Raw genomic sequence first — 12,437 nt, forward strand, 5'->3', positions numbered from 1 at the left:
TTTCTTATTTCATTATAACAGGCATCTTTTAATTTGGCATAAAATCATATGGCGTAATACCATTAAGTCCAATTAAGGGTGAAACTCTATGTGAATTAATGATTTCATCTGTCAAGACGTTTTCTAAATCTAACACACCATTAATTTGCTTATCACTCTTCTTCGGCTTGGTTACCGTCTCACTACCTTGCAATCGTTCCTTTAAAAATGTCGCTCGAAACGGTACTGCTGTCTGCGCTGCACGACTAAAAGCCGCATATTCACCCACTAGTATTAGTGCCTCTTTAGCGCGCGTAATACCTGTGTATAACAAATTTCGATTGAGCATCAAACCAAAACGCGTTGTCAATGCCACAATAACAAGTTTAAACTCGTTACCCTGTGCTTTATGTACAGTTGTTGCGTACGCCAAAGATAGTTGATTCAAATTTTTCTTAGGATAAGATAGCTCTTTTCCGTCAAAATCAACAACTAATCGATCTTCATTATCGTCATTACTCTTATCATTTTTATATTGCACTGCAATAACTTGACCCATATCACCATTATAAACATCGCGTTCACTATCGTTTTCAAGCTGTAAAATTTTATCACCTTTTCGGAAAACCGTTGTTCCAAATTGAAGTGATTTCTGCGCTGGTTTCATTGGATTAAACAGTTCTTGTGCCATTGTGTTCAATGCGTGAACGCCAGATGTTGTTTTATAGATTGGTGTCAAAATTTGTAAGTCATCTTGAGTGTAGCCTTTTTTTAGCGCGGCCTCCACGATTTGTCTAATTGCAATGGCTGTTTGATCATGTGATACCATAAAAGTCGATCTATCACGCTGGTTTTGCATAAAGTCAGTAGGTAATTCGCCATTTTTAATATGCTGAGCTAACGTTGTAATACTACTACCACGACCTTGACGATAAATTGTATCTAACTCTACATGAGCTATTATCTGACTGTTAACCAAATCTGCCAAAACATTTCCAGGACCAACCGAAGGTAACTGATCTGAATCCCCCACGATAATTAATTTCATACCAGTTGGTACTGCAGCTAATAATTTAGAAGTCAATTCAATATCAAGCATTGACGCTTCATCAATAATGAGAAGACCGCCCGCAATAGGATTATCATCAGTAAATTCCGGCTCACCTAAATCTGCAATACCTAATAAACGATGAATCGTTGTCGCATCATAACCAGTTACTTCCGTCATACGTTTAGCAGCACGTCCGGTAGGTGAGGCCATTTTAACTGCATATGATTTTAAGAAATCAGATGTATTATCCGCATATTTTGCATGCACTTGTAGTAATTTTTGCCATGTTGCAACAATTGATTGTACGATTGTTGTTTTACCTGTGCCAGGTCCGCCAGTCAATAAAAAGACCTGCTCATTTAAAGCTGACTTTACTGCATCAATCTGTGTATTATCAAGTGTTAAGCTTTTAGGTGTCACAAAATTTTCTGATATTTCATGAGCAGATATGCCAAAAGGTTGTTCTGCCTGTAGTAAACGCTTTAAATCATTTGCAGTTTGTGATTCAGCCTCGTATAGATTTGCTGTGTATAATTTATCATCATCAGCCACTAAAATATGGCTTGATAACAATTTAGCAATTGCTTGATCTAAATCAGATTTTGTTGCCTCGTCATGTAATAGTTGCATACTGACTTGCAATAATTGTTCTCTCATGAGATAAGTATGACCATACTGAAAACTGGTGTTCATTATGGCCGCATACACTGCTGCTTGAACACGTTTATCATCCGTACGATTAATACCAACTTTTTGACCAATTAAATCAGCCATTTTAAATGATATACCATCAAATTCAAATACCAAGCGATAAGGATCCTGCATCAATATATCTTGAGCTTCCCCACCATATTGATCATATAAACGTCCGGCAATATCAGCACCAATACCAAATTGATTACCAACTTGAAATAACCGTTCTAAACCCAGATTCAATTGTAGGCTACGCACTAATTTTTTGGCAGTCGGTTCCTTGACAATACCATCTAAAACATGGACATCATCTAAAATCAAATTAACCGCATTTAGTCCCAAATGCTCAACAATTTTTTCAGCCGTTTTTTTACCGATTCCCGAAAATTGCCCACTCACAAAATATTTAATCAATCCTGCTTCATCCGGTGGTAGTTCATTTTCATAACGTACCACTTTAAGTTGCTGACCGTACTTGGGATGGCGAACAACGACACCATAAAAAGAATACACACTACCTTCCTGAACATCAGCAAATGTACCGGTGGCAATAATTTCTGATTCGTCCCAGTTTTCAAGTGTTGTATCTTGAATTTGAACCGATAAAATTTTAAAATAAGAGTCACTCGACGCAAAAATAACATTTTGCAATGTACCAGTAATTTTTTCTAATTGTGCTTCTTGATATGCCATTAATTGTGTATCCTACGCCAGCAGGTTATTAAATATCCTTTAGATTGTCGTTGATTCATTCTGCTTTTTATTCAAATATGTGGTGTTGTTCCAATCATCAACAACAAAATTTTGACCATCAGTCGTAGATAAAATCGTAGTCGACGTATTACTCAAACCACCACGTTCACGAATACTCATTCGTGGCTGTTTCAATAGACCATTAATTCCAAATGACAATGCCATTCCATGTGACACAATTAAAATATTTTCATTTGGGTAATGTTTGGCGATATTTTTGATGAACCTTACAAAACGCGCTTCAGCTCTTGTATAACCTTCACCTTCAAATTCTTCACCTTCAAATTTATCTAGATCGTCACGATAGTTGTGGTATGCATTTGCATAGTTTGTTGCAATATTTGCTACAAGCTCTCCCTCCCATTTGCCAAGACCAACTTCGGCAATATTTGAGCGCAAAGACAGCCGATCGCGATATTTTAGATGACGTAAAATATTAACAGCCGTGATTCTTGCACGTCGTAATGGTGAAGCAAAGACACGTGCAAATGTAACATCATTTAAAAAATCACCAACTTTTGCCATATCGTGATAGCTAGAAGGTAATAAATTGGAATCACCATGACCACCTTGAAATCGGCGTTCGAGGTTCCATTCAGTTTGTCCATGACGGACGAAATAAAATTTAGTCATATTAAATCTTTTCCAGCACACCTCGTGCTACTAATTCTGCCATAAAAAACTGGTATAATTTAACCATTTCTTCAGCATGATTATTTTTAAAAATATCAACTCGCACAACATCCCCAGCGGATACAGTACTGAGTTTAAAACCCGTTAAATCTTGGTTAATTGATACTTTTAACTGGATTGCATTAGCTACTGATTTATCTGATTCAAGTGATCGATGTAACACGTAGACACCGGCATTATTAGTAATAAATCCGAGATCTCCTAGTGTGTATTTTTTAATTTGATTACTTAGCTGATAAGTTGCGTCACCTGCTATCGTTACTTTTTTGTTAAAAGCCATTGTTTTTTTGTGTGCCTAACTCATTATTTCAGAACGCCAATTTTAACATTTTGCCCATCATAAAAGGTATATCAGCCCACTTCCTCCTAAAATATACTATTCTCATTATAACAAAAAAAGCGTCAAAATTATGACACTTCTTAATTTTATTGTTTCTCCTAATTAGAAGAACAATGCTATATTTTTTAAAACTTTTGATCAAATTGTGATCCCTTTGGATGATTTGGCACTTTAATTGTGCCGTTAATAATTGATTTTTGTGCTTTTTCAACTGCAGATTTCTCTGAATTAGTTAATTCTGAATCTGTTAAGTATACCCCATTTTCCTTTAAACCATAAGCAATGGTTTTGCCACCTGGAAAAGTCTTGTCTTTGTTATATGCATCGGCAATATTTTTAACACCTGCACCAACGGACGTAATAGAAGAAGCAAGCGTTGACGTTTCCTTCTTGCCATCTTTTGATGTATATGCACCATCAGACTTTTGATCACGATCAACACCAATAATATACAATCTATCCTTTGAATCAGCTGTCAATTTTGAGTTTTCAGCTTTAGCTTCTGAAAAAGCACCATTACCTACAAAACCAGCTGCTGCAAAAATCGTTTTTATGCCTGAAGCATACATTGTAGCAGCGATTGTTTTCCCTTTAGCTGAATCTGTAAATGAATTAGCATATTGCTTTTCAATAGTAAGAGAAGGATCTGTTGCTTTCACCCCAGCTTCAAAACCAGCATCAAATGCGTCTATAATATTACCGTGAATACCACCAATAAACCCAAGTTTTGTCTCACCATTTGCTTTAGCTTTAGTGGCAGCTGCTACACCTGCCAAGTATGATGATTGCTCTGATCTAAACATAACAGAGGCAATATTTTTTTGATTTGGCACAATATCATCTATCAAAACAAACTTTTGGTTTGGATTTAACTTAGCCGATTTAGTGATAGATTGATTTAATGTGTAACCAATACCATACACGATACCATATGCTTTATTTTTTGTAGCTAAATTGAAATTTTGATCAAAATCCGAATGATCTGTTGCAGTGAAATATGTTACAGGTGCATTTTGTCCTGATTTCAAATCATTCGTCTTTGCATACTTTTGGGCACCTTCCCAAGCTGATTGGTTGAACGAATGATCATCAACACCACCAACATCTAATACCAAGCCCAACTTTGCTGCCTTACTTGTGCTACTTGTATTTTCTGATTTTTTTTGTGAAGTTGCCGCGTAAATGCCGCCACCTACAATTGCTACAGCAGCAATGCTTATGATAATTTTAGTTGATCTATTCACGGTGATTATTCTCCTTTTTCGAGGTATGCAATTGCATAGCACCAACCTCTTTTTTTCGTTTGCTATAAGTACAAACTAATATTATACGACATCTATATAGGAGAAAAAGGCCCAATAGTGTCCTTGACAAACAATTTATTTTTAAACGATATTAAAATTCCTCAATAAATTCATCTGCAGTTTGTTTAGCCGCAAATCTTAATCCCTTTGGAAAAAAGTTTTTAATTTGTCCGTTAACATAGCGTCCCCAACCTGCGCCATTGCCATTTGCTGCCATTAAAACCCAGCCTTTTTTTAGCTGGTGGTCTGTACCTGTTTGGATGACATCTCCATGAACAAATTTTGCCCAATCATCATGGTTTAAATCATAAGTTTGTGCAAATTCAGTAGGATGGATCGCAAGAGCCAATGCATGTGCTGGTTCAAAACGATTCTTTTTAAATGTTCCCATTTCAATGCCCAAACGTAATATTTTCATTTTTGAAATGTCTGGTGCTTCTAACGGCGCTAAATATAAACGCGTGCCAAATAAAACATATTGCCGATTACGACGTTGAAAATGAATAAATGATTCTTGTATAAATGCATCAAGCAGTATCTGTTGTTCACGATTTAATTGCGTTGACTTGATGGGTTTAATTGTTTGAGATATAACTGGCACATCCAGAGATTGTGATAGCTTTGCGACGAAATGTCCATCCCCATTTAAATTTTGAGGCCATAAACGGGCTGTTTTTTTTAGTTCTGTATGATCACTGGTGGTACTTTGAATTGTTTGACCATCTGTAAATTGCTTGTCTGCCCAATCCGGTCTACCATCACTAATATGTGTGTCGGCTAGCTTATCAATTGTTTCTAATGTAAATTCAGGGTACTCTGACATTAGCCATGCAATGATTTGTTCATCTTCTTCTGGTGAAAATGTACATGTTGAGTATATAATTTGACCACCAGGACGCAACATTTTGACCGCATCACGTAAGATATTTCTTTGTAATTCCGCCAACTCTTGTGGGAAATCTTGATGCCATTGCGTGATTGCTGCACTATTTTTTCGAAACATACCTTCACCTGAACAAGGTGCGTCAAGTAATATTTTATCAAAATACTGTGGCAATTTAGCACTTAATTCTGCTGGTGAATGTGAGCTCACAATAACATTTTGCACACCCATACGCTCAACGTTTTCACTCAGTATTTTAGCACGGCCCATAAAAATTTCATTCGACCATAAAAGACCCGTTTGTTGCATAAATGCAGCTAAATGGGTAGTTTTTCCACCAGGTGCAGCAGCTAAATCTAATATTTTTTCTCCAAGGTCTGGATGAACAACTTCACCGACAAACTGTGCTGAAGGTTCTTGGGAATAAACAACACCCGTCACATGCGACACAGCGTGACCGGATACCGTACCATAATGACCCCAATCACCATATGGTATCTTTCCATCATCTGTTGTGTCAAAAGTATGCGTATTTGCTTTTAACGGATTAATACGATAGCCTTTTTGTATTGGCTCATCAAATGTTTTAAAAAAATTAGGCGCTTCTGTTCCCAGTAAACGCGTATATTTTTCTATGAATTTTTCTGGTAAAGTTGCCATTAGAAAGCATCAACCTCATCACGTGTTGGAATGGACGGAATTGCTCCTGCCCTGGTCACTGCAATGGCACTAGCAATGCTGGCACGTTTTACAGCTTCATCTAAATTACTAAAATCTGAATCAATAACACTTGCTAATGTACCAATAAATGTATCTCCTGCTCCAGTTGTATCCACAGCATGCACTTTATTCGGTTTTGCCCACCAACGTTTATCACCATCCGCAACAAATGACCCAGCAGCACCCAGTGTGATAATGCTACGTGCCACACCTTTTGCCAACAATGCATCACTCACACGATTCAAAACTGCCTCATCATTTTTAACAGTTATACCAGACAATAATTGTGCCTCAGTTTCATTTGGTAATATAATATCAGTCACACGCATAAGTTCAGGTGTTAAGTCATAGACAGCTGGTGCAGGATTTAAAATTGTTTGTACATTATTAGCTTTTGCAATCTTAAAAGCAGTTGTAATAACATCCAAGGGTACTTCGAATTGTGCAATTAAAGTGTCTGCTTGCGCAATGACATCTGCATCTATTTCCATAGTCGTTAGCGCTTGATTAGCGCCACCATGAATCAAAATTGTATTTGCACCATTTTCTTGTAGCATAATATATGCTGATCCTGTAGGTACCTCACTATTTGTTGTAACGGCATCCACATTAACACCATTTGTAAGTAATGTTGCTCGCATAAATTGACCATTACTATCATTACCCACAGCACCGATAAAGGATACATTTGCACCTTGTCGTGACGCAGCAACTGCTTGATTAGCACCTTTTCCACCTGGTGCTGTTGTGACGTCTGTCAACGCCATTGTCTCCCCAACAAGTGGCATACGTGGCATCTTCATAATATTATCGGCATTTAAACTACCGAGTACAACGATATTTTTAGTCATGTTTTAAAACGTTTAGCCACAATTTTTTTACTAACATATGAGATGATTTTAAAGGTGTGTGATCACCTAACAAGCCATCTAAAGTGTCGATAGGTATTGTGATTAAACATGTTTCCTCCGTCATTTTTCTGTTATCTATTATCATACCATGATTGCTAATATAGTTAAATCATGTCAACACTTTGAAAAAAATTGTCTAAAATAAATGGGAACTAGATCTTAACCTAGTTCCCATTTTTTTGATAGTAAGCAAAAGTAGCGCATACTTAACCATAGCAATAACTAGGCATCTTGTTTTTGAATCGCATTAGTCTTTTCAATATTTTTTGTTTTTTCTCTGAAAAAACGATAAATTGTCAAAGCTAGAACCAGTAAGCAAATTGAGATTGCTAATAATAATGTCTTAGTTGTTTGATCATGATATACCAAAATAGCACGAATAAGCGCTGTCACACCAATATATAAAAAACTTTCCATACTAATATGGGCATCTTTAATAAAATACTCTCGTACAAGACTCATAAATTCAAAAAATAAAAATACAGCTAGTGTCGCCTCAGTTATTTCGTTAAAATGTACGCGTGTATTATCGATTGTTAATAATAAGTGGGCTAAATTATAAATTTCACGTAGCAAAAAACCAAAAATAACAAAACCAATGATAATCATCACGATATTTAATACATATTCAAAATAGTTTGCAACTTTTTGATGCCATTCATGTCTCATACACGGGCTCCTATTTTTTAACATACAATAAATTTAATAGCTGTATGTTTTTTGATTCGCTTTTTATTTGATAACTACTTAAAAATCAAACAAGCTTAATTGGTTCTCATCTGGCATACCATCTAAAACTGAATGCCGCGTTAAATAATCAATAACGGTTTGTGATACTTTACCGCGTTTTTTAAGATCTTCTTTACTCAAAAAAGGCTTCTCTTGACGTGCCACTATAATCTGCTTTGCAACGTTGTCACCTAGGCTAGGTACTGCAGAAAAAGGCGGAATCAAAGTTTCTCCATCAATCACCCACTCATTTGCTTCCGATTTATATAAATCAACCATTGAAAAAGTGATATGACGTTCAAGCGCCTCATTTGCCATTTCAAGGACTGTGAGTAAGTTTTTATCTCCAACAGTGGCATCATTACCAAGTGCACGTAAACGTTTTAGCGCTTCTTTTGTTGCATTCTTACCACGACTCATTGCCACAATATCAAACTGATCTGCACGAACAGAAAAATATGTCGCGTAATAAATAGTCGGAAAATATACTTTAAAATATGCAATACGCAAAGCCATCAAAACATAAGCTGCCGCATGAGCACGTGGGAACATGTACTTTATTTTTAACATGGACTGAATATACCATTCTGGTATTTTCGCTTCACGTAATTGTGCCTGATATTCATCAGTGATGCCCTTACCCTTACGTACTTTTTCCATAACATTAAAAGCATCAGCAGACGGAAATCCCCAGTTAATTAAATCAGTCATAATTTTATCACGTGTTCCAATCACAGTACCAATAGTTGCTGTACCATTTTCGATTAACTCATTGGCATTACCCAACCAAACATCTGTACCATGCGATAATCCAGAAATTTGTAACAATTCAGAATAATTGTGAGGTTGGGTTTCTTCTAACATACCGCGAACAAAATTTGTCCCAAATTCTGGCAAGCCAAGTGTTCCTGTTTTTGAAAAAATTTGTTCTTCGGTTACACCTAATGCTTTTGGTGAGGTAAATAAGCTTAACACACCAGGATCATTAACCGGAATGGACTGAGGATCAATTCCTGACATATCTTTTAAGGTACGCACCATAGTGGGATCATCATGACCCAAAATATCCATTTTTAACAAATTATCGTGAATTGAATGATAATCCATGTGCGTCGTTTGCCACAAAGATTTTTGATCATCTGCTGGATACTGAACTGGTGTAAAATCATATACTTCATACTCACGCGGCACAATCAAAATGCCTCCAGGATGTTGACCCGTTGTACGTTTAACACCTGTTACACCTTGGGCTAAGCGTTCCACTTCCGCACCACGATACTGCTTTTCATGATCTCTTTCATAGCCTTTAACATAGCCAAACGCGGTTTTTTCAGCTACTGTTGCAATTGTTCCTGCACGATAAACATTATGTTCACCAAACAACACTTTCATATAATTATGCGCGATTGGTTGATAATCACCAGAAAAATTCAAATCAATATCTGGCACTTTGTCACCCTTAAATCCCATAAACGTTTCAAAAGGGATATTTTGGCCATCTCCGATTAACATACTTCCGGGATGATTAGGGTCGGGTTTATCAGGAAGATCATAACCCGATTCATAAATTGTTGTATCTGCTAACTCAAAATAATCACCATAAGCGCTACGGTAGTGTGGCGCAAATGGGTTAACTTCAGTTATACCAGACATTGTTGCAACAAAGGAAGAACCAACAGATCCTCGAGAACCAACTAAATAGCCATCTTTATTAGATTTCTCAACTAACCGTTGTGCAATAATATAATGTGGCGCAAAGCCATTACCAATAATTGCGGCTAGTTCTTGATCAATTCGTGCTTGAATAACATCTGGTAGTGGATCACCATACCATTTTTTTGCAGTTTCAAACGTTCTTTTTGTAAGTTCGTCACCAGCGCCAGGAATATTGGGTGGATATGATCCACTTTTTAATGGCTTGATTGTTTCAAGCATATTAACAACAGTGTGAGTATTATCGATGACGACCTTTTTGGCGGTTGCTTCACCCAAGAAAGCATAGTCATCTAACAGATCTTGTGTTGTACGAAAATAAAGATCTGGTAAAGCTGTTCTATTTTGTGGATTTCCGGGTTGTGTTGCAATTAAAATGTCTCGATAAATTTTATCTTCGGGATTTGTATATTTAACATCGCCTGTTACCACGACGGGTAAATGCAATTCATCCCCAATCGAAATCATATCTTTTAAAATATCATATAACTTTTCTGTACTGGCTATCAATTCAGTTTCAAGCATCGGACTGTAATTTGCAGTTGGTTGAATCTCAATGTAGTCATAATACTTTGCTTTTCTAAGCGCTTCTTCTCGTCCTTTTTCTATCAAAGTAACAATGACGTCACCACTCGTATCACCAGTTCCAATAATCAAACCTTCACGATGCTGATCTAGAATAGAACGCGGAATTCTTGGTACACGAGAAAAGAATTCAATATTTGATCTCGTGACGAGTTTATATAGATTTTTCAAGCCTAAATCATTTTGTACAAGTAATGTAATATGAACTGGTCGCCCGTGTCGCCAAGCATCGCCTTCAGTCATATGATCATTTAATTGATCATGTCGAATCAATGCATAACGACTATTGGCTTCTTTAATTAACCGCCATGCAATGTGACCAGTTGTTTCAGCATCAAAAATTGCACGGTGTGCTTGTTCTAAATTAATATTAAATCGCTTTGCAATTGTACCCAGACGATACGATTTGTAATCAGGATACAACCACCGTGTAAATGGTAATGTGTCCACAATTGGATTTTTAATTGGCAGTTGACCATATCGCGCGTAGGCAGCATTCATGAAGCCAACATCAAACGTCACATTGTGCCCAATTAAAATAGCATCTCCAGCCCATTGACGAAAACGACCAATGATACTTTCTTCTGTATCAGCATTTGCTACCATTGTATCTGTGATTGAAGTCAACTTCGTTGTAAATTCTGATAATGGAAAACCTGGATTAATATATTCAGAAAATTTTTCAATCACATTACCCAATTGCATTTTTACAGCTGATAATTCAATAATTTTGTCGGTAACAGCTGACAATCCAGTTGTTTCCAAATCAAAAGCCACATACATCGTATCTTTAGCAAGTAAGTCAGTTGGTGCTAAATTAAAACCTATTGGTTCACCATCTTCAACAAGATTTGCCTCCATACCATAAATCATTTTGAGATCATTTTTTTGACCAGCAGCAACTGCCTCTGGAAATCCTTGCACGTTAGCTGTATCAACAACCGCTAACGCTTCCTGACCCCAACTTTTAGCCAATTTTGCAACAGACGCATAATCAGTTACAGCATCCATAGTTGACATTGTGGAATGAACGTGTAGTTCAACACGTTTTTTGTCACCCTGATAAGTCTCTTGACGACCTTCATGGTCAATAGCTTGCAAATCATAAATATTAAGCACTAATTCTCTAGCGTAGGTATCTTCTTGTACATTACCAGACAAACGCACCCAGGTACCAATCTTCAAATTTTCAAAAACGGCCTCTTCATTCTCATTATTTGAAAACTTTTTTGCAGCAATAGCACTTGAATAATCCGTCACTTTGATTGTCATAAGTTTACGACCGGAACGTAACTCACGAACCTCACTAGCAAAAATATAGCCTTCCACAACAACACGATTTTCTTCACTATCAATTTCTTCAATACGTGTTATTTCAGCATCCGAACTGATTTTGCGCCCTAATTTTAAAGCCACACCATTACCTGACGCTTTTGGTTTTGTTTGTTCGTTTGCTTGGATAACCTTTTGTAAATCTTCGTGTGCTTTGGCGTGATGTTGTGCAACACTTTCCTGGATTTGTTGTGCTAACGCTGAATCTTGACTGGGTGTTAAAATGATTTTTGGAAACCCAAAACCTTGGTAGGCTGTCACAATTGAATCTAATGCTGAATCGTTTAAAGCGTTAAATAATGATTGTGCACCAACAGCAATATCATATTGGTTTTCATCAATTCTTTTTAGGATTGTATTACTTGCTATTTGTTGAACTTCTGCATGGTTAAGATTTGAACTAGATAATGCAATATGCCAATATTGGTTTACCAGATCATCATCGAGTGCCTGAATTGGTGTTTTAATTACTAATGACGTATTTGCGATATTGGTAAATGCCGTCTTTAAATATTGGCGAAATTGTATAAATACATTAGCCGGCAATACCTGCTCAAGCACCACCTGAAAAGTCCACGTTTTAGCGCTTCTAGCAACTAACACACGTGTTAATTCACCATTTGTAAAAAAATGTTTAGTTTCTTCAGGTAATTGAATTTGATTTATCAAATGTTGCAATTGTTCTTTTTGGGTTAATGCCATATCTTCCCCTAATCAATTGATTAAAAAAACCGAAAAAATCGGCTTTTTG

Annotated in this window: 8 protein-coding genes; all 8 read right to left on the reverse strand. The window is 36.6% G+C overall.

The window, feature by feature from the left end; genetic code table 11:
* Nucleotides 1-28: 28 nt before the first annotated feature.
* Complete coding sequence (recD2, locus tag K5Q13_RS03450) at nucleotides 29-2,416, reverse strand: SF1B family DNA helicase RecD2 (protein ID WP_220739962.1); 2,388 nt, start codon at nucleotides 2,414-2,416, stop codon at nucleotides 29-31.
* 39 nt (nucleotides 2,417-2,455) lie between these two features.
* A complete protein-coding gene (locus K5Q13_RS03455) occupies nucleotides 2,456-3,109 on the reverse strand; it encodes a histidine phosphatase family protein (RefSeq protein WP_220739965.1) in 654 nt (217 codons plus the stop codon).
* Nucleotide 3,110: 1 nt separating this feature from the next.
* The gene (locus K5Q13_RS03460; RefSeq protein WP_220739967.1) at nucleotides 3,111-3,449 is read right to left on the reverse strand and encodes a DUF1831 domain-containing protein; all 339 of its coding nucleotides are present in this window, start codon (nucleotides 3,447-3,449) and stop codon (nucleotides 3,111-3,113) included.
* Between the two features lie 185 nt (nucleotides 3,450-3,634).
* On the reverse strand, nucleotides 3,635-4,753 hold the full coding sequence (locus K5Q13_RS03465; protein ID WP_220739969.1) for a BMP family lipoprotein: 1,119 nt from the start codon (nucleotides 4,751-4,753) through the stop codon (nucleotides 3,635-3,637).
* Between the two features lie 151 nt (nucleotides 4,754-4,904).
* Nucleotides 4,905-6,356 (reverse strand): RsmB/NOP family class I SAM-dependent RNA methyltransferase, encoded by a 1,452-nt coding sequence (locus K5Q13_RS03470; RefSeq protein WP_220739971.1) that lies wholly within the window; start codon nucleotides 6,354-6,356, stop codon nucleotides 4,905-4,907.
* A complete protein-coding gene (gene rbsK, locus K5Q13_RS03475) occupies nucleotides 6,356-7,267 on the reverse strand; it encodes a ribokinase (protein WP_220739973.1) in 912 nt (303 codons plus the stop codon). The genes K5Q13_RS03470 and rbsK overlap by 1 nt, the downstream gene beginning before the upstream one ends.
* A 282-nt stretch (nucleotides 7,268-7,549) precedes the next feature.
* Nucleotides 7,550-7,996 (reverse strand): phosphate-starvation-inducible protein PsiE, encoded by a 447-nt coding sequence (locus K5Q13_RS03480; protein ID WP_220739975.1) that lies wholly within the window; start codon nucleotides 7,994-7,996, stop codon nucleotides 7,550-7,552.
* Between the two features lie 78 nt (nucleotides 7,997-8,074).
* Nucleotides 8,075-12,388: a PolC-type DNA polymerase III gene (locus K5Q13_RS03485; RefSeq protein WP_220739977.1), complete on the reverse strand. Its 4,314-nt coding sequence runs from the start codon at nucleotides 12,386-12,388 to the stop codon at nucleotides 8,075-8,077.
* Nucleotides 12,389-12,437: the final 49 nt, after the last annotated feature.

The sequence above is a fragment of the Leuconostoc miyukkimchii genome (assembly GCF_019656055.1).
In the GTDB taxonomy this organism is placed as follows: Bacteria; Bacillota; Bacilli; order Lactobacillales; family Lactobacillaceae; genus Leuconostoc; species Leuconostoc miyukkimchii.